Source organism: Collinsella aerofaciens (assembly GCF_015548375.1).
Lineage (GTDB): Bacteria > Actinomycetota > Coriobacteriia > Coriobacteriales > Coriobacteriaceae > Collinsella > Collinsella aerofaciens_AB.
On record NZ_JADMWW010000002.1, the window covers coordinates 93,010 to 113,049 of the forward strand.

The 20,040-nt window shown below is 60.9% G+C and carries 15 protein-coding genes; 1 reads left to right on the plus strand and 14 read right to left on the minus strand.

Translation table 11 applies throughout. The features are described from left to right. Positions 1-25: 25 nt before the first annotated feature. Genes fabG through I1969_RS01715 form a run of 5 tightly spaced genes read right to left on the minus strand, consistent with a single transcriptional unit; the run spans position 26 to position 3,938 of the window. Complete coding sequence (fabG, locus tag I1969_RS01695) at positions 26-799, minus strand: 3-oxoacyl-[acyl-carrier-protein] reductase (protein WP_195232313.1); 774 nt, start codon at positions 797-799, stop codon at positions 26-28. Between the two features lie 30 nt (positions 800-829). Next, positions 830-1,756: an ACP S-malonyltransferase gene (locus tag I1969_RS01700; RefSeq protein WP_195232315.1), complete on the minus strand. Its 927-nt coding sequence runs from the start codon at positions 1,754-1,756 to the stop codon at positions 830-832. Then, positions 1,744-2,688, minus strand: a complete 945-nt coding sequence (gene fabK, locus I1969_RS01705) for an enoyl-[acyl-carrier-protein] reductase FabK (protein ID WP_195232322.1) — start codon at positions 2,686-2,688, stop codon at positions 1,744-1,746. Before fabK ends, I1969_RS01700 begins: the two co-directional genes overlap by 13 nt. Positions 2,689-2,690: 2 nt before the next feature. Next, positions 2,691-2,927: an acyl carrier protein gene (locus tag I1969_RS01710; RefSeq protein WP_195232331.1), complete on the minus strand. Its 237-nt coding sequence runs from the start codon at positions 2,925-2,927 to the stop codon at positions 2,691-2,693. 51 nt (positions 2,928-2,978) lie between these two features. Then, positions 2,979-3,938, minus strand: coding sequence for a 3-oxoacyl-ACP synthase III family protein (locus I1969_RS01715; protein ID WP_138374771.1), 960 nt, complete (start codon positions 3,936-3,938; stop codon positions 2,979-2,981). A gap of 176 nt (positions 3,939-4,114) precedes the next feature. Between I1969_RS01715 and I1969_RS01720 the strand changes: the two genes are divergently transcribed. After that, the gene (locus I1969_RS01720) at positions 4,115-4,891 is read left to right on the plus strand and encodes a biotin--[acetyl-CoA-carboxylase] ligase (protein ID WP_195232333.1); all 777 of its coding nucleotides are present in this window, start codon (positions 4,115-4,117) and stop codon (positions 4,889-4,891) included. A gap of 116 nt (positions 4,892-5,007) precedes the next feature. On the opposite strand, the gene rpsJ is transcribed toward I1969_RS01720, so the two are convergent. The 9 genes from rpsJ to I1969_RS01765 form a co-directional block, all read right to left on the minus strand. Further along, a complete protein-coding gene (rpsJ, locus tag I1969_RS01725) occupies positions 5,008-5,316 on the minus strand; it encodes a 30S ribosomal protein S10 (RefSeq protein WP_022094184.1) in 309 nt (102 codons plus the stop codon). A gap of 61 nt (positions 5,317-5,377) precedes the next feature. Beyond that, positions 5,378-7,477 (minus strand): elongation factor G, encoded by a 2,100-nt coding sequence (gene fusA / locus I1969_RS01730; protein ID WP_022094183.1) that lies wholly within the window; start codon positions 7,475-7,477, stop codon positions 5,378-5,380. A 19-nt stretch (positions 7,478-7,496) separates the two neighbouring features. Further along, a complete protein-coding gene (gene rpsG, locus I1969_RS01735; protein ID WP_006235013.1) occupies positions 7,497-7,970 on the minus strand; it encodes a 30S ribosomal protein S7 in 474 nt (157 codons plus the stop codon). Positions 7,971-8,043: 73 nt separating this feature from the next. Further along, positions 8,044-8,421 carry a 30S ribosomal protein S12 gene (gene rpsL, locus I1969_RS01740; RefSeq protein ID WP_006235012.1) on the minus strand — a complete coding sequence of 126 codons (378 nt, stop codon included), beginning with the start codon at positions 8,419-8,421 and terminating at the stop codon, positions 8,044-8,046. A gap of 524 nt (positions 8,422-8,945) precedes the next feature. Further along, on the minus strand, positions 8,946-10,022 hold the full coding sequence (locus I1969_RS01745; protein WP_195232335.1) for a DUF4179 domain-containing protein: 1,077 nt from the start codon (positions 10,020-10,022) through the stop codon (positions 8,946-8,948). Continuing rightward, positions 9,973-10,491 (minus strand): RNA polymerase sigma factor, encoded by a 519-nt coding sequence (locus I1969_RS01750; protein WP_195232337.1) that lies wholly within the window; start codon positions 10,489-10,491, stop codon positions 9,973-9,975. Before I1969_RS01750 ends, I1969_RS01745 begins: the two co-directional genes overlap by 50 nt. Positions 10,492-10,692: 201 nt before the next feature. Next, a complete protein-coding gene (locus I1969_RS01755; protein WP_172676298.1) occupies positions 10,693-15,168 on the minus strand; it encodes a DNA-directed RNA polymerase subunit beta' in 4,476 nt (1,491 codons plus the stop codon). A 6-nt stretch (positions 15,169-15,174) separates the two neighbouring features. Then, entirely contained in the window at positions 15,175-18,666 is a 3,492-nt protein-coding gene (gene rpoB, locus I1969_RS01760; RefSeq protein WP_199408987.1) for a DNA-directed RNA polymerase subunit beta, read from the minus strand. Between the two features lie 287 nt (positions 18,667-18,953). Then, positions 18,954-19,862, minus strand: a complete 909-nt coding sequence (locus tag I1969_RS01765) for a UTP--glucose-1-phosphate uridylyltransferase (RefSeq protein ID WP_195232339.1) — start codon at positions 19,860-19,862, stop codon at positions 18,954-18,956. Positions 19,863-20,040 lie beyond the last annotated feature (178 nt).

Consider the following 20,040-nt stretch of genomic DNA (forward strand, 5'->3'; position numbering starts at 1 on the left):
CCAAGCCGTTCTTCGGCCCTGGTTTCTACATCGCCATTCCGCCGTCGACGCGTACGACTTCGCCCGTAATGTAGGCAGCCGCGTCGCTCGCCAAAAAGCGCACCACGCCGGCCACTTCCTCGGGACGCGCCATGCGCCTCAGGGGAATCTGCTCCTCGCACGCCGCACGCACCTTATCCGATAGCTTTGCCGTCATATCGGTCTCGACAAACCCGGGTGCGACCGCGTTCACTCGTACGCCGCGGGGCGCAAGCTCGCGCGCCACCGCCTTGGTCAGGCCGATCACGCCCGCCTTGGAGGCAGCGTAGTTGGCCTGCCCGGCATTGCCCATCAGGCCCACGACCGAGCTCATGTTGACGACGCAGCCGCCGCGCTGACGCATAAAGGTCTTGGTGAGTGCGCGCGTCGTGTTAAACGTTCCTTTAAGATTGACATCGAGCACGCGATCGAAGGCGTCATCGCCCATGCGCATGAGCAGGCCATCGCGGGTGATGCCAGCGTTGTTGACGAGCGCCCAAATGGAGCCAAAGTCGTTGAGGACCGCTTCCACGCACGCGTTGACGGCAGCGGGGTCGGCCACGTCGCATTGATATGCGCGTGCCGCGGCGCCAGCCGCCTCGCAGGCTTCGCACGTCTCGCGCGCCGCATCGACGCTTCCGGCATAGACGACGGCGATATCGTAGCCGTCCTCCGCCAGACCGACAGCGCAGGCGCGGCCGATACCCCGCGAGCCGCCCGTGACCAGTGCCACGCGACGTGAGTCGTTGCGCTCGAGCGTGCCGTTGTTCAAGTTGCCCATGTCATTCCTTTCGGGTTACAGCCCTGTGGACTATGCGAGCTCGTCGGCAATAGCTGCGACCTGCTCGGCCGTTTCGCATGAATACACGCGAACGTCGCTCAACGTACGCTTGACCAGGCCAGACAGCGTTTTGCCAGGGCCAACCTCAATAAACGTGTCGATACCCTGATCCTGCAGAGTGTGCAGCGTGTCGACCCAACGCACGGCATGGCTCACCTGGTTGGCCAAGACATCCGATGCCGCTCGCGGGTCCGCCGGATAGGGCGCCGCCGTCATATTTGCCATAACAGGAATGAGCAACGGGGACGGCGCGTGACCGGCATCGATATATGCAGCAAGGCCACAGGTCGCCTCGGCCATATAGGGGCTATGGAATGCACCCGACACCGCGACCTTCATGGCCCGGCCACCAGCCTCTTTTACCAGGACGTCGAGGGTCTGCAACGCATCGGGCGCTCCGGCCACAACCGTCTGCTGGGGGCTGTTGTAGTTGACCGGCCAGCAGTCCTCGCCTGCCTGTTTTGCCAGGCCCTCAACTTGCGCCGCATCGAGCTTGATGACGGCGCGCATGCCGCCGGGGTGACGCTCAGCCGCCGTGGCCATAAGCGCCGCGCGCTCGCACACGAGCTCAAAGCCCGCTCGCGTATCGAATGCCCCCGCAAAGGTGAGCGCGGCGACCTCGCCCAGCGAGAATCCCGCACAGGCGGCAGGCACCACGCCGCGCTCGCGCAGGGCGGTAGCCGCTGCCAAGTCGTGCACGAACACGCAAGGCTGTGTGTTCTCGGTCTGCGAGAGTTCCTCCTTGGAGGCGCTCCGGCACTGCTCACTGGTTCCCGGACGCACCTCATCGGCAATGACGAACACCTCGGCAGCCGCCGGCGATGTCTCGATCAAGTCGACGCCCATCGCGGGGTGCTGGGCACCCTGGCCGGCAAACAAAAACGCTACGCCACCCATGCGCACGCACCCTTCAGGACGTGCTCGGCGCCATCGACCAGGTCGTCAACGATTTCGCGTGCGCTCTGGCGCTCGTTGACCATGCCGGCAATCTGCCCACACAGATACGAACCCTCTTCGTAATTACCATCCTTTGCAGCCTTGCGAAGAGCGCCCGTACCCATGGCCCCGAGCTCCTCGGCACTTGCGCCCGCTGCCTCACTTTTGGCGTAGGCATTGGTGAAGGGGCTCTTAAGCGCACGCACCGGATGTCCCGTCGAACGGCCAGTCGCGCGCGTCGAGGTGTCTCCCGCCTTGAGCACCAGCTCTTTGTACTGCTCAGAAACAGTGCATTCGTTTGCAACGAGGAAGCGTGTACCCACCTGGACGCCGGCGGCACCGAGCATAAAGGCCGCTGCCACGCCGCGACCATCGGCGATACCGCCAGCTGCCACAACGGGGATATCGACCGCGTCGACAACCTGCGGAACGAGCGCCATCGTCGATGTCTCGCCAATATGTCCACCAGATTCAGTGCCTTCGGCAACCACGGCGGCGGCCCCGCGACGCGCCACGAGACGCGCCAGCGCCACCGAGGCAACGACCGGGATGACCTTGATGCCCGCATCGTTCCAAGCTTTCATGTACTTGGTGGGATTACCGGCACCCGTCACGACGACCGGCACTCGCTCGTCAATCACGACCTGCGCGACCTCGTCGGCAAACGGGCTCATGAGCATGACGTTGACGCCAAAGGGTTTATCCGTCCTGGCGCGCAGCTCGTGAATCTGGTCGCGCAGCCAGTTGGCGTCGGCGTTCATGGCCGCGATGATGCCTAAGCCACCCGCCTCGGACACTGCGGACGCCAGCGAGGCATCGGCAATCCAGGCCATACCGCCCTGGAACACGGGCTTTTCGATGCCGAGCAGATCGCAGAGAGGAGTCTTGAGCATCTCTACTTCTCCAATGCCGCCTCGACCGTATCGGCGAACTCGCCGACCGTCTTGGGGTTCTCCTCGGTATCGAGCTGGATGCCAAACTCGTCCTCGACGGCAACGAGGATCTCGACGGTGCCCAGGCTGTCGAGACCAATCTCCTCGAGCGTGGACTCGGGCTTCATCTCGACATCGTCAAGACCGGCGGTCTCGCGGATAACGTTGCAAACGCGCTCGAAGGTCTTCTGATCTGCCATGGTAGTTCTCCTTTGGTTGTGCCCTAGGGCGTTTTTATTTCCTATGTGCGACTACTTCCAACGAAGCAGATAGCCACCTATATCCAGACCGGCGCCAAATCCAACCAAGGCGATGGTGTCGCCTGTGTGAAGTGCACCGGCGTTTGCCAGCCGGTCGAGGGCAAGCGGAATGCATGCGCTCGAAATGTTGCCGGTCTCGCGCAACGTGCGAACCACGCGCTCGTCCGGCACGCCCAGGCGCTTGACCGCCTGGCTCAGGATTCGTTCGTTAGCCTGATGGAATACAAAATGATCGATGTCTTCGACCAAAATGCCCGCATCGATCGCAAGCTTATGGACCGTGTCGCAGATGGCGTTGACGCCGAACTTGAACACGCGGCGGCCATTCATGGACAGCACGCTCGCGCTATCTGCGGAAGCCTTAAACGGCGAGGTACCGACCAGACCGGGAACGCGCAACGTCTCGACGTCGGGCGCCGTCGAAAGCTCAACGGCAAGGGGACTGTCTCCCCCAGCCTCAATCACTGCGGCGCCTGCCCCATCGCCAAAGAGCACGCAGGTGGCACGGTCGGTCCAGTCGAGCGCGCGCGTCATCTGCTCGGCAGCAACGACAAGCACGCGCTCGGCGCGACCGCGGGCGATATAGCCCTCGGCGACATCGAGCGCAAATACGAAGCCGGCACAAGCCGCCGAGACATCGAAGGCAGGGCACGTCGCGCCTAGTCGCTCAGCAACGGCACACGCCTCAGCGGGAACAAGGTGGTCACCCGTCGTCGTCGAACAGACGATCAGATCCAGCTGGCTCGCGTCGATTCCGGACACCTGGAGTGCCCGCTCACTCGCCGCTACGGCAAGGTCGTCAAGTGACTCGGTGGTGCAGACGTGGCGGCTCTTGATACCCGTGCGGGTAAAAATCCACTCATCCGAGGTATCGAGGAACTCAGACAGCTCGTCATTGGAAACGCTGCGTTCAGGAAGCGCCGAGCCTGTTCCAAGAATCGTGAAACCCATCACTAACCTCCTTTGAGTTGTTGACGTGTTTACATCGACCAAGAGAGGATAACGCATTTCAGTCTTTGTTGACGTGTTAACATTAAATTGTCCAAATGCGACAAAGGCTTCACATTGTGTCTATCTCTCGACACCATTGCGTCATTCACTTATTCAATAAGGAGGTAGCAGCCGCTATGGATGCCCAATTAACGATTGTCGACGTAACCGGATCGACCAACGATGACCTGCTCGAGGCAGGAAAACAGGGTGCGCCGCACGGCACAGGACTTGCCGCCCGCGCGCAAACGGCAGGACGCGGCCGGCGCGGCCACAAGTGGGATTCAACCGCCGGCAACCTATTGCTTTCGATTGTCCTGCGTCCATGCGTTAATCCCGCAAAGTACTCTGGTCTTGCCGCCGTCAGCGGCCTAGTGGTGCTCGAAGCACTCGAAAAGCAAGGTCTTGCAAACGAGATTGGCCTCAAATGGCCCAACGACCTGGTCGCGCGAGGACGCAAACTCGGCGGCATTCTGGTCGAGGCCGCACGCGATAACGAAGGCAAACCTTTCGCCGTCTGCGGCATTGGCGTCAACGTAAACTACACGCCCCAAGAGGTGCCCGATGGCGGCCTGGCGGCAATTGGCCTCTCGGACCTCAACGAGAGCGTTCCCGCCGTCGACATGCTCCTCGATGAGGTCTATCACGCAGTTATAGACGCTGTAGATACCTGGGCAGAGCGCCTCAACGCCAAGGAAGAAGACGCCTCTCCGCTCGCGCCCGTCCACGACGAATATATCGCTCACCTCAATTGGATCGGGAAGCACGTTATCGCCCGCTCCCCCGCTGGAGACGAGCTGGCACGAGGCATATTTAGAACGGTCGACGATTGCGGCCGCGCATGCATTGAGACCGAGAGCGGCTTGTGCGTCTTCCACTTCGAAGAAGCATCCTTGCGCCCCCTGAGCGAATAGGGCGCCGCAGCCGCCGGCTCGGCAGACGAATTCGCTATCCCAAAATCTAAACTCAAAACAAAAGGGCCCCGCTACCGTAACGGCAGCGGGGCCCTTTAAGCTATGAGCGATATCGCTTAGAGCTTGATGTCGATGTCGACGCCAGCGGGGAGGTCGAGACGCATGAGCGAATCAACGGTGCCCGAGGTGGGGTCGAGGATGTCGATGAGGCGCTTGTGGGTGCGCATCTCGAACTGCTCACGGGAGTCCTTGTTCACGTGCGGCGAGCGGATAACCGTGTACAGGTTGCGCTCGGTGGGCAGGGGGACAGGACCGGAAACGCGAGCGCCGGTCTTCTGAGCGGTCTCGACGATGAGCTTCGCGGACTGATCGACGACCTCGTGATCATAGCCCTTGAGGCGAATGCGGATCTTCTGGGTAGCCAACTTAAACCTCCAAAGAGTGCGAGAGATGTTCTCGCAGGATTACGTAACAGGGAGCTCGAACTTAGGCGTTCTTGCTCATGACCTCGTCCACGATGGACTTGGGCGCAGGCTCATAAGAGTCGAACTGCATCGTGTAGGATGCACGGCCCTGGGTCTGGGAGCGAAGGTCGGTAGCGTAACCGAACATCTCGCCCAGCGGCACCTTGGCACGGATGAGCTTGCTGTTCTTGCGATCCTCCATGCCCTCAATCTTGCCGCGGCGACCGGAGAGGTTGCCCATAACGTCGCCCATGTACTGCTCGGGGGTCTCGACCTCGACAGCCATGATCGGCTCGAGCAGCTGCGGATCGGACTTCTTGAGGGCGTCCTTGATAGCCATGGAACCGGCGATCTTGAAGGCGGCCTCGGAGGAGTCGACCTCGTGGTAAGAACCGTCGAACAGGGTGACCTTGACGTCGAGGACCGGGAAGCCGGCGATAACACCGGTGTTCAGGGCCTCCTGGATGCCCTTGTCGATGGACGGGATGTACTCCTTGGGCACGACGCCGCCGACGATAGCGTTGACGAACTCGTAGCCGAAGCCCTCCTCCATCTTCTCGAGCTTGATGACGGCGTGGCCGTACTGACCGCGACCGCCGGACTGACGGACGAACTTGCCCTCAGCCTTCTCGACGTCGTGACCAGCGGTCTCGCGGTAGGCGACCTGGGGCTTACCAACGTTAGCGTCAACTTTGAACTCACGGAGCAGACGGTCAACGATGATCTCGAGGTGCAGCTCGCCCATGCCGGCGATGATGGTCTGGCCGGTCTCGTGGTTGGTGGACACCTGGAAGGTCGGGTCCTCCTCGGCGAGCTTGGTCAGAGCCAAGGACATCTTGTCCTGCTCGGCCTTGGTCTTGGGCTCGATGGCAACGTCGATAACGGGCTTAGCGAACTCGATCTTCTCGAGGACGATCTCCTTGCCCTCGGCGCACAGGGTGTCGCCGGTGGTGGAGTTCTTGAAGCCGACGCAAGCGACGATGTCGCCGGCGGCAGCGTCGTCACGGTCGATACGCTCGGCGGCGTTCATCTCGAGGATGCGGCCGAGGCGCTCGCGCTGACCGTTGGAAGCGTTGACCACGTAGGAGCCGGACTCGGCGCGGCCGGAGTAAACGCGGACGTAGGTGAGCTTACCGACGAACGGGTCGGTCATGATCTTGAAGACCAGGCCGGAGAAGGGCTCGTCGAAGGAAGGATGACGCTGGATCTCCTCGCCGGTGTCCGGATCGGTACCGGTGACGGCCTCGACGTCGAGCGGGCTGGGCAGGTAGTCGACGACAGCGTCGAGCAGCTCCTGGACGCCCTTGTTCTTGTAGGCGGAGCCCACGAAGACGAGGTTGAGCTCGTTGGCCAGAACGCCCTTGCGCAGAGCAGCCTTGAGCTCCTCGACGGTGAAGTCCTCCTCCATGAGGATCTTCTCCATGAGCTCGTCGTCAAAGCTGGCAGCAGCGTCGAGGAGCTCCTCGCGCTTGGTGGCAGCGATGTCGGCAAACTCAGCCGGGATCTCGTCCATCGGCTCGGGGTAGGTCATGCCCTTCTCGTCGGCCTTGAAGTCCCATGCAGTCATGGTAACGAGGTCGATGACGCCCCAGAAGTTGTCCTCGGCGCCCATCGGGACCTGAGCGGCCACGGCGTTAGCGTCGAGACGATCCTTCATGGTCTCGATAGCGTTGAAGAAGTCAGCGCCCACGCGGTCATACTTGTTGATGAAGGCGATGCGGGGGACGTTGAAGGTGGAAGCCTGACGCCAAACGGTCTCAGACTGGGGCTGAACGCCGGCAACGGCGTCGAAGACGGCGACAGCGCCATCGAGGACGCGCAGGCAGCGCTCGACCTCGGCGGTGAAGTCAACGTGGCCCGGGGTGTCGATGATCTGGATGCGGTAGTCCTTACCGTCCTTGTTCCAGAAGCAGGTGGTAGCAGCGGAGGTAATGGTTACGCCGCGCTCCTGCTCCTGAACCATCCAGTCCATGGTGGCAGCGCCCTCATGGACCTCACCGATCTTGTGGGTCTTACCGGTGTAGTAAAGAATACGCTCGGTCGTGGTGGTCTTACCGGCATCGATGTGAGCCATGATGCCGATGTTACGGGTATCGGAAAGCTTGTACTTAGGCTTAGCCATGTTAGTTCCTTACCTTAACTTACCAACGATAGTGAGAGAACGCGCGGTTGGCCTCGGCCATCTTGAAGACGTCCTCACGCTTCTTGACGGAAGCGCCCAGGCCGTTGGAAGCGTCGAGGATCTCGTTGGCGAGACGCTCGGCCATGGTCTTCTCCTTGCGAGCGCGGGAGAAGTTGACGATCCAGCGGATACCCAGAGCGGTGGAACGACGGGAGTTGACCTCCATCGGGACCTGATAGGTAGCGCCACCGACACGCTTGGGCTTAACCTCGAGCGTGGGCTTGACGTTGTCCATAGCCTTCTTGAAGGTAGCGAGAGCGTCGCCACCCTCGGACTTCTCGGCAACGATCTCGAAAGCGGTGTAAACGATGCGCTCAGCGGTGGCCTTCTTGCCGTCAAGAAGGACCTTGTTGATGAGCTGAGTCACCAGGCGGTTGTTGTAAACGGCGTCAGGCTGAACCTCACGACGATTAGCTGCTGCACGACGCGGCATGTGAAATCTCCTTAAGTGTCTACCGTGCGGCGCTTAGGCGGCACACGGCGAAAGTATCAAAACGTTATCTGGCTTATTTAGCCTTGGGGCGCTTAGCACCGTACTTGGAACGGGCCTGCATACGGTTCTGGACCGGAGCAGCGTCGTAGGCGCCACGGATGACGTGATAACGGACACCAGGGAGGTCACGGACACGACCGCCGCGGACGAGCACGATGGAGTGCTCCTGCAGGTTGTGGCCCTCACCCGGGATGTAAGCAGTAACTTCGATGCCGTTGACAAGGCGAACACGGGCAACCTTACGAAGAGCCGAGTTCGGCTTCTTGGGGCTCGTGGTGAAGACGCGGGTGCACACGCCGCGCTTCTGGGAGTTGTGCTGCAGAGCAGCGTTCTTGGACTTCTTGGGCACGGAACGACGGCCCTGGCGAACCAGCTGGTTAATAGTAGGCAAAGCGTACTCCTTCTCGAATGATTCCAGCTTTCTGTAAAGTGCAACGGCTTGAATCGAGGGGTCAGCATCCCCCTACGAAACACGCAGTTCGATAGGATACGTGGCGTTAGCTGTGCCGTCAACAGACCACGCCGCCGGGCGTATCCCAAAATGAGCATATTTCCGCAAAGCCTACACAAAAGGAATCCCCTTCTGTGCGCGGGGGCGGATTCCCGGTCCGGGCGGCCCGCTGTTTAAGTTTGCTGCTCTACAGTCCTGCGCAAGACGGAAAGCACATTAAGTGCTTTCCTTTGCGTGCGGAACTCGCGACAAACTTAAACAGCGGGCCGCCCGGACCGGGAATCCGATGTGCTCGTCGGGGCAACGTTACCTGCCAAAAAGGGACAGGTTTATTTTGATCGGTTTTATCTGGGGAAACGTCGCGCTCCAGCGGTAATCTGCTCTCATCTGTCGCATGGAAATCGGCGGCGTTTCCATTTAACGCAAAAGAGGCCGCTTCCCCTAGTAGAAAGCGGCCTCAGACCTTACGAATAGACGATGGTAAAGGGTACTTTTGTTTCGGTCTCCCCTGTTGACGTGCACCTCGTGCCCTCAAGCGTTACTGAGACCACTTGTTCGACATCAATCAACTTCGTTGGCACCCAGATGTTCTCTCCGCTATTGCGCCCATAAGAAAAATATAAGTTGAACACCCCTGCGTCGTCATCTTCGATAATCTGCTCCGATCCATCCTTGTAGCTGACGGTCAGCTTATTATCAACTGCTTCATAGCCCAAATCATCGATGTGCGTCTGGATGGAAAACGGGCTAATCTCAAGAGGCGAGTCACCGGAGCGGAGTTCCTTTGTATCGACGTACGCTCCAATATTGAACTCGGGTGTCGACGCCTCAAACCGCCTCGCACTCTCACCTTCACCCTCGGTCCAGTGGATATTCCAGGTGACCGCATGTTGCAAATCTCGCTCGCGATCCATAGCGGCAAAGTACATCGTGCCATTAATAACAGTATCGCTTGATGTGTCCTTATCAATTGTGCTGCGTGTGTCAGGCCATTCCTCGCCGAACTTCATATCGGGCGTGCCGATGCCCTGTTCTTCTTCACCATAGAGAACAAGTTCGCCAATCTCTGCTGCTGGCTTGTAGTAGTTAACTCCATTTGGATTGGACAACGTAAACGTCACGGCTCCGCAGCCGTTTTGGTCGATTGCCATCTCATGGATATCAAGCGTATAGCCGTTACCCTCGACGGACAGATTAACCTTCTGGACTGTGCCCCCCAGGCTTTGGGGCGCAATGCCGTCACCAAACTCTCTGGTGTAGGTGTATTTAGCCCCCGATGAGCCGCCGTTGGTCCAGGTAATGGAATCCCCATTGCCGTGGTTTCCCCAGGCTGAGGCAAAATAGCTGGAATTGATAACGGCGTAGGCGACCCCTCCGGTCGCCAACACTCCGGCGAGACATCCGATTACGGCAACATAGAGAGACTTCGCGTGGCCCTTTCGATGAAGCGGCTCACCCGCAGCGGTATTTAGGACGCGATCTGCAAGATCACTATCGGCTTGGATGGACTCGAAGGCCTGCTTGATTTGATTGGATTTCACGGTCGCCCTCCTCTAGGATGAACTTGAGCTTCGACCTGCCGCGAGCCAAACGCGTTCGAACGGTCGCGGCTGGTACATGCAACAACTCGGCAATCTCTGAGGTCGAAAAGCCCAGATAGTAATAGAGCACGATGGGAACGCGGAATCGTTCCGGAAGTCGCATGACGTCTGACAGGACCGCTTTGGTCTCATCCTGCACCGCCGAAAGCGAATCGGCCAGGTTCTCAATATCCTCCACACGCCTCCATGGCTTTCGAAAGAGCGATTTACATTCATTGATCGTGACCCGGATAAGCCAGCGGCGAAGATGTTCCCAACTTTCAAAGTGTCCATCGCTTTTAAGCAACTTAAGAAAGACATCCTGGGCAATATCGTCGGCATCGGCACGATCGCGCAGGTACGTCAATGCGATTCGAAACACGACATCACGGTGATCCTCGACCGCCTGTCTAAATGCTTGTTCTTCCATAATCACCTCCCGGTGACGTTAATGATTCTTGCTGAGGCCCTCACCATAGATACGCTTTGACCGAACGAAATGTTTCAAATTCAAGCAGGAATAACCTACCAAAATAAACCTATCCCCTTTTGGCAGGTTTTCTTCAACAAAAAAGACCCGCTTCCCTGTTGGGAAACGGGTCTTTGGAAGGACGGTTAACGTACTTGGAAATTACTCCTCGTCGTTGTCCTTGGCCTCTTCGGCGTCGTCGGTGTCCACGAGCTGGTTGAGCAGCTCATCGAGAGAAGCCATGTCCTCGTTGATGGCACCGTTGGCGGGAGCCTTCTTGTCGTCGATCGGGGCGCCCAGGAGCTCCTCGTCGGCGTCGGCGTGATGCGTCGGAGCGGAGGTACCCAGCAGGATATCGTCCGGACCGTCGGGGCTAAAGACCATCTGCAGCAGCTGCGAGAGGTCTTCCTCGTCGGCAACGTCGTCGTTGTTCTCGAGGATGTAGAGCAGATCGTGGGCCTCGAGGCCGTCACGGAGCTCCTCGATCGCCTTGGCACCGATACCATCGATGCGCAGCAGATCCTCCTCAGACTTGCCGACCAGGTCGCCGACCGTCTCGATGCCGACCTCGCTGAACTTGTTGGTCCAGCGCTGCGACACGCCCAGGTCGTCGAACAGGTACAGGCGAGCCTTCTCGGCGGAGATGGTGTGACCATTGCGGGTGAACGAACCGTCAGCACCGCCGAACTCGTCGTAGCCGGCCCAGTCGAGCTGCTGCGGGAGCTGCTCGTCCAGGTCCTTGAGCTCCACAGGAGCCCACTCGGGCAGCGACTTGGCGTTGGGCGAAGCCGGGCCGTCGATGTCCACGTAGCCGTCGGCCGTGCGATACGTCAGCTTGGCGTTGGCGTACGGCTTGAGGCCGGTACCAGCAGGGATCTTCTTACCGACGATGACATTGGACTTAAGGTCGAGCAGATGGTCGACCTTGCCCTCGATGGCAGCCTCGGTAAGGACGCCGGCGGTACGGATGAACGAAGCGCTCGACAGCCAGGAGTCGATGTTGGACGCGACCTTGAGCGTACCCAGGATGACAGGCTCGGCCACGGGAGCCTGACCGCCCAGACGGGCAACGCGCTCGACCTCGTCGGCGAACTCGTAGCGGTCGACGTACTGACCAAGCAGGTACTTGGAGTCGCCGGGGTTGGTGATCTGAACACGACGCAGCATCTGACGTGCGAGCACCTCGATGTGCTTGTCGTTCAGGTCGACGCCCTGGCTGGTGTAGACGTCCTTGACGCTCTCGACGAAGGTGTGCATCGTCGACTCGATGTCGGTCAGCTTGCGCAGGTTGCGGAAGTTGACGAAGCCCTTGGTGATCTGGTCGCCGGCGCGAACCTCGCAGCCGTCCTCGATCTCAGGCATAAAGCGCACCGAAGCGGGGACGCGACGCTCGTCGAGGACACGGGTGTGATCCTCGGAGTCGGTGAGCGTCAGCACGTACTCGGACTTCTCGGGCTTAATCGAGAGGTGGCCAGAGTACGGAGCCAGCTCGGCCTCGCGACCCAGGATCTTCTCGTTGACGTTGCCGACGATATCGAACATACGGCTGACCGTAGGCAGACCCTGCGTAATATCGTCGACGCCAGCGACGCCGCCGGAGTGAATGGTACGCATCGTAAGCTGCGTACCGGGCTCGCCGATGGACTGGGCGGCAATAATGCCGACGGCAGTACCGATGGCGACCGGACGACGGGTGGAAAGATCCCAGCCGTAGCACTTCTGGCACACGCCGTACTTGGAGCGGCAGGTGAGCAGCGCGCGAAGCTTGACCTTCTTGAGGCCCGCATCGACCATCTTCTGGATGTCGGCGACCTTCTCGATGTAGCCGTCCTGCTCAAAGAGCACGGTGCCATCGGGAGCCACGACGTCCTCGATGAAGCAACGGCCGACGAGGTCGGTGTTGAGGTCGGTGGTGCCAGGGATGATGAGGTTGTAGGTGACGCCCTCGTGCGTACCGCAATCCTCCTCGCGGACGATGACGTCCTGGGCTACGTCGACCAGACGGCGGGTCAGGTAACCAGAGTCCGAGGTGTGGGATGCGGTATCGACCAGGCCCTTACGGGCGCCGTAGGTCGAAATGAAGTACTCGAGCGGCAGCAGGCCCTCGCGGAAGTTCGCCTTAATGGGAAGGTCGATCGTCTCGCCGGACATGTCTGCCATCAGGCCACGCATGCCACCGAGCTGACGCAGCTGGGTCTTAGAACCACGGGCGCCGGAGTCGGCCATCATGTACAGCGGGTTCTCCTCGTCGAACATGTCGAGCATGAGCGCTGCAACCTTGTCGGTACAAGCGGTCCACTCGTTAACGACTTCGATGTGGCGCTCCGTCTCGTTGATGAAGCCCTCCTCAAAGTATTCGTTGATCTGGTCGACGTTGGCCTGGGCGCGATCGAGCAGCTCCTGCTTCTCGGCAGGGATGAGAGCGTCCCACACCGAGATGGTGAGGCCGGCGCGGGTAGCGTAGTGGAAGCCGGAGTACTTGATGGCGTCGAGGATCGGGCCGACCTTGGCCTCGGGGTAACGATCGCAGCAGTCCGCAACCAGCTTGGCCACGTCGCCCTTGACCATCTTGTAGTTCATGAACTCATAGTCTTCGGGCAGGCACTGGCGGTTGAAGATGATGCGGCCGATAGAGGTCTCGAAGCGCGCGGTCTTGTTGCCGGTGACGTCGTAGTCGACAAACTCGTTCTTGCCGTTCTTGACGCGGAAGATACGGGTGCCGTCCTCGTTGATGACGTTGGCGTCGGCAGCGGACACGCGGACCTGGATCTTGGCCTGCATGTCGACCTCGGAGCGGCAGTCATAGGCGTGCAGCGCGTCGTCGAAGCTGGCGAACACGTGGTTCTCGCCCGGCAGACCGTCGCGGACCTGGGTGAGGTAGTACACACCAATGATCATGTCCTGCGAGGGGATGTTGACCGGCTTGCCGGATGCCGGCGAGCGCAGGTTGTTCGCAGAGAGCATGAGCACGCGGGCCTCGGCCTGAGCCTGGCTGGACAGCGGCACGTGGACAGACATCTGGTCGCCGTCGAAGTCGGCGTTGAAGGGCGAGCAGACCAGCGGGTGCAGGTGGATAGCCTTGCCCTCGACCAGCACCGGCTCAAAGGCCTGGATGGACAGACGGTGCAGGGTCGGTGCACGGTTGAGCAGCACGACGCGACCGTCGATGACCTCTTCGAGGATGTCCCACACAAAGGTGGCACCACGGTCGATAGCGCGCTTGGCGCCCTTGATGTTCTCGACCTTGCCAAGCTCGACCAGGCGCTTCATGACGAAGGGCTTGAAGAGCTCCAGCGCCATGGTCTTGGGCAGACCGCACTGGTGCAGCAGCAGCTTGGGGTCGGTAACGATGACCGAACGGCCGGAGTAGTCGACACGCTTACCCAGCAGGTTCTGACGGAAACGACCCTGCTTGCCCTTGAGGGCCTCGGCGAGCGACTTGAGCGGGCGACCGCCACGGCCAGAGACCGGGCGACCACGACGGCCGTTGTCGAACAGGGCGTCCACGGACTCCTGGAGCATGCGCTTCTCGTTGTTCACGATGATCGCGGGGGCGTCCAGGTCGAGCAGGCGCTTGAGTCGGTTGTTACGGTTGATCACGCGACGGTACAGGTCGTTGAGGTCGGACGCGGCGAAGCGGCCGCCGTCGAGCTGGACCATCGGGCGCAGATCGGGCGGAATGACCGGGATGACATCCAGGATCATGTTCGCGGGGCTGTTGCCGCCCTTCAGGAAGGCGTCAACGACCTCGAGGCGCTTGACGGCCTTCTCGCGCTTCTGCTTCTGGGAATCCTCGTCGGCGATGATGGCCTTGAGCTTCTCGGCCTCTGAAGGAAGGTCGATGGCAGCGAGCAGGTCGCGGACGGCCTCGGCACCCATGCCACCCTTGAAGTACATGGAGTAGTAACGGGTCATCTCGCGGAACAGCGGCTCATCGGAAATGAGGTCGCGCTCGCTGAGCTTCATGAAGGCGTTGAAGGCGTCCGTGCGGAGCTGCTTCTCGTCCTTGCACTCTTCCTCGATGTCGACGATGCCAGAGGCGATCTCCTCGGGGGTCAGCGGCTCCTCGTCGGAGAACTCGTCAAAGTTCTCGGGGTTGCCCTGCTCCTTGAGGGACTCGATCTGGCGGGCGCACTCGGCATCGATCTCTTCCAGATCGGCGGCGAGCTCCTCGCGCAGGTCGTCGGCGTCGGCCTCGCGAGCCTCGTAGTCGACCTCGGTGATGATGTAGCTGGCAAAGTACAGAACCTTCTCGAGGTCCTTGGACTTGATGTCGAGCATACGGCTCATCGGGAAGCTCGTGGGGCTCTTGAAGTACCAGATGTGGGACACGGGAGCGGCGAGCTCGATGTGACCCATGCGGTCGCGACGCACCTTGGCCGAGGTGACCTCGACGCCGCAGCGCTCGCAGACGATGCCCTTAAAGCGGATGCCCTTGTACTTGCCGCAGGAGCACTCCCAGTCCTTGGCGGGACCGAAGATCTTCTCGCAGAACAGACCGTCCTTCTCGGGCTTGAGGGTACGGTAATTGATGGTCTCCGGCTTCTTGACCTCACCGTGCGACCAGGAACGGATCTGGTCGGCGGAGGCAAGGGAGATCTTTACCGAGTCAAAATCAGTAGCTTCGAAATCTGCCACAGTCAACTACTCCTTATCAGTGGTCGTGGCGGCGACAGCCTCGGGTGCCTCGGCGGTCTCGGCATCCTCGGCCTCGACGTCGGCGTCAACGCCGGCGAGCGCAGCCAGGTCGTCGAGAGCAGAGGTCTCCTCGGCGGTCACAGGGGCGGAGGCGTCCTCGTCGGCATCGTGCATGGGCTCGATGTCCAGTGCGAGGGAGCGAATCTCCTTGACGAGAACCTTGAAGGACTCGGGGATACCCGGGACAGGAACGTTCTCGCCCTTGACGATGGACTCGTAGGTCTTGACACGGCCCACGGTATCGTCGGACTTGACGGTCAGGATCTCCTGCAGGACGTTGGAAGCACCGTAAGCGTACAGTGCCCAAACTTCCATCTCGCCGAAGCGCTGGCCGCCGAACTGAGCCTTGCCGCCCAGAGGCTGCTGGGTAACCAGGCTGTAAGGGCCGGTCGAACGGGCGTGGATCTTGTCGTCGACCATGTGGCCGAGCTTGAGGATGTAGGACGTACCCACGGTAATGGGCTCGCGGAACTCCTCGCCGGTGCGGCCGTCGAACAGGCGGGTCTTGCCGCGCTCGTCAAGCTGGGTGACGAACTCGGGGCGCATGTGATCGCCAAAGGCAGCGGTAGCCTTGTTGAGCATGTTCTTGTTGGCACGACGGATGACCTCGGCGATCTCGTCCTCCTTGGCGCCGTCGAAGACGGGCGTGGCGGTGAAGAACGGACCGGGGACGTACTTGTCGGAGTCGGCCTGCTCGGTATCCCAACCGCACGCAGCAGCCCAGCCAAGGTGGCACTCGAGCAGCTGGCCGACGTTCATACGCGAAGGAACGCCCAGCGGGTTGAGGATAACGTCGATCGGGGTACCGTCAGCCATGTAGGGCATGTCCTCGACCGGCAGAACGTTGCAGATAACACCCTTGTTGCCGTGGCGGCCGGCGATCTTATCGCCCTGCTGGATCTTACGACGCTGGGCGACGTAGACGCGCACCTGCTCGTTGACGCCGGGGGCCAGGTCGTCGCCGTTCTCGCGGCTAAAGCGGACGACGTCGATGACGCGGCCGTAAGCGCCGTGAGGCATCTTAAGGGAGGTGTCGCGGACGTCGTGGGCCTTGGCACCGAAGATGGCGCGCAGCAGGCGCTCCTCGGCGGTCAGAGCGCTCTCGCCCTTAGGCGTGACCTTGCCGACCAAGATGTCGCCAGGGCCGACCTCGGCGCCGATGCGGATGATGCCGTCCTCGTCGAGGTTGGCAAGCATGTCCTCGGAGAGGTTCGGGATCTCGCGGGTGATCTCCTCGGGGCCGAGCTTGGTGTCGCGGGCGTCGATCTCGTGACGGGTGATGTTGATGGTCGTCAGCAGGTCCTCGGCCACCAGGCGCTCGGACACGACGATACCGTCCTCGTAGTTAAAGCCTTCCCACGGCATGTAGGCTACGGTGAGGTTCTGACCCAGTGCGAGCTCGCCGTGATCGGTCGAAGGACCGTCGGCCAGAGGCTCGCCCTGCTCAACGGTGTCACCAACGCGAACGAGCGGACGGTGGTTGATGCAGGTGGACTGGTTGGAGCGCTGGTACTTGGCCAGGTGGTACTCGTCCATGCCGCCGGCATGCTTGACGATGATCTTGGCGGCGTCGGCAAAGATGACCTCGCCGGCGTTCTTGGCCAGGGTGACCTCGCCGGAGTCCAGAGCGGCGCGACGCTCCATGCCGGTACCGACATAGGGAGCGGCGGGGTGAACCAGCGGCACGGCCTGACGCTGCATGTTGGCGCCCATCAGCGTACGCTTGGCGTCATCGTGCTCAAGGAACGGGATCAGCGTGGCTGCGACGGAGAGCATCTGACGCGGCGAGACGTCCATGTAGTCGACGTCCTCGACGGGCACGTCGGCGGGAGCGCCGAAGGAGCCGTCGAAGTCGCGGGTACGGGCGATCACGGTGTGCGGACGGACGATCTTACCCTCGGCATCGGTCGTGATGAACTCGTTGGTCTTGGGATCGAGCGGCGTGTTGGCCGGCGCGATGACGTGCTTCTCTTCCTCGTCAGCGGTCATCCAGTCGATCTGATCGGTGGCAACGCCGTTCTCGACGCGACGGAACGGGGCCTCGATGAAGCCATACTCGTTGACGCGGGCGTAGAGGGCGAGCGAGCCGATCAGGCCGATGTTGGGGCCTTCGGGGGTCTCGATCGGGCACATGCGGCTGTAGTGCGAATTGTGAACGTCGCGGACGGCCGTCGGCACGTTGGTGCGGCGGCTGGAGCCGGACTTGTGGCCGGCAAGACCACCAGGGCCGAGTGCGGACAGACGGCGCTTGTGGGTCAGACCGGTCAGGGGGTTCGCCTGGTCCATGAACTGCGAGAGCTGCGAGGAACCGAAGAACTCCTTGATGGAAGCCACGATCGGACGGATGTTGATGAGCGACTGCGGGGTGATCTCGTCGATGTCCTGGGAGCTCATGCGCTCACGGACGACGCGCTCCATACGGCTCATGCCGATACGGAACTGGTTGGCGACGAGCTCGCCGACGGTGCGGATACGGCGGTTGCCGAAGTGGTCGATGTCGTCGACCTTGAAGCCCTGCTCGCCGGCAGCGAGGGACAGCAGGTAGCGCAGCGTCGCGACGATATCCTCGTCGGTGAGCACCGTGACCTCTTCCTCGGTGGTGAGGTTGAGCTTCTTGTTGACCTTGTAACGACCGACGCGGGCCAGATCGTAGCGCTGCGGGTTAAAGAGCAGGCCCTCGAGCAGGCTGCGGGAAGCGTCCACGGTGGGAGGCTCGCCCGGGCGCAGGCGACGGTAGATCTCGATGAGGGCGTCCTCGCGAGTGAGGGCGGTGTCGCGCTCCAGGGTGCGCTTGATCACATCGGAGTTGCCGAGCAGCTCGATGATGTCGTCGTTGGTGACGGCGATGCCAAGGGCGCGCAGGAACATCGTGGCGCTCTGCTTGCGCTTACGGTCGATGGAGACCATGAGCTGGTCGCGCTTGTCGACCTCAAACTCGAGCCAGGCACCGCGGGACGGGATGATCTGGGCCTTGTAGATCTGCTTGCCCGAATCCATCTCGGAGCTGTAGTACACACCCGGGGAACGGACGAGCTGCGAGACGACGATACGCTCGGTACCGTTGATGATGAAGGTGCCCTGATCGGTCATCATGGGGAAGTCGCCCATAAAGACGAGCTGCTCCTTGATCTCGCCGGTCTCCTTGTTGGTGAGACGGACGTCGGTCAGAAGCGGGGCCTGATAGGTCATGTCCTTCTCGCGGCACTCCTCGACGGTGTGCGCGGGGTCGCCGAACTGATGCTCGCCGAAGGTAACCTCGAGAACATGGTTCTGGCTCTGGATGGGGCTGGATTCCTTGAACGCCTCACGAAGGCCCTCGTCCTTAAAACGCTCAAAGGATTCCCTTTGAACAGAGATAAGGTTGGGGAGCTCCATGGCCTCCGGGATTTTCCCGAAGCTGACGCGCTTGCGCTCAGTGGCAGTGTATGCGTAGGTCACCAGGTTTTTCCTCCTTCACGGAAATGCTCGGTGGGTTGGCGAGGCATAGCTTCGCCAGTTATCGCAACCTAATAGTTTATCAGGTACCGACCGTTGGGCAAGAAAAGCCTTGACGCGATTGAGTTTTTGGAGTAGCAAAGTTTTTCGACAGAAAACACGCAGGTAGATGTATGTGTATCGAACATCTGTTCATATATTTTCTGTGAACAGAGAGCCGGCAATCGCAGCTCTTATAAAAAACGGGCGCGAACCGAGGTCCGCGCCCGTAAATGTCGATGCCCGAAGGCTTACTTGCGCATCAATCCGCCGCGCTCGTCGATGGCATCCCAGAAGGCATCGGCAAAGCGGGGGTCGCTTGCGGCCATGAGGGCGTTGGTGGCCATCCAGCCAGAGGGAGTGCCGGTGTCGTAGCCCGACAGCGGGTCAATGACGACGGCATACATGGCCTCGCGGTCGAGCGAACGGGCCATGGCGTCGGTGAGCTGGATCTCGCCGCCCTTGCCGGCCTGCTGATCTGCCAGCAGGTCCATGACCAGCGGGCTCAGCAGGTAGCGACCGACGATGTACAGATTGGACGGAGCCGCCTCGGGAGCGGGCTTCTCGACCAGACCGCCGATACGCCAGACAGCGCCCGGCTCTGCATCGGCAACGTCCTCGGCGCCCTCGAGCGAACCGACGCGCTCGCCGGCGATAACGCCGTAGCGGCTGACTTCCTCGGGCGAGCAAGCAGCGACGGCGATAACCGAAGCGCCACCGTGCTCCTTGGAAACGGCGAGCATCTTGTCGCAGATGTCGCGGTTAGGCACAACGTAGTCGCCCAGAAGAACCAGGAAGTTCTCCCCTGTCACGGCGTCGGCAGCAGAGCGGATAGCATGGCCGAGGCCCTTGGGCTCGTACTGATAACGGAAGTCGACCGGCATACCGCCAGCGTGGGCGACGGCATCGGCATAGGCGTTCTTGCCGCGCTCGCGCAGCAGGTTCTCGAGCGAGCGATCGGGCTGGAAGTAGTTCAGCAGCTCGGGCTTGCCGGGAGAAGTAACGATGATGGCATCGTCGACCTCCTCGGGGTCGAGCGCCTCCTCAACGACATGCTGAATGACGGGCTTGTCGAGCACCGGCAGCATCTCTTTGGGCGTGCACTTAGTGCCAGGCAGAAAACGCGTGCCAAGACCGGCGGCGGGGATGATTGCCTTCATGTTATTCAAAGATCCTTTCGCAGGCGCAAAAGCGCCCCATGCGTGCGGCACACAGCCGCAGACCAAATTGCGATACCTAAGCATCTTACCGCTGGAACTATATGTCGCTACAAGGCAGAGACAATTCTTCAGCAGGTCAACGCAAATTATTGCTCGAATGGTGCAATTTTATTGCCCA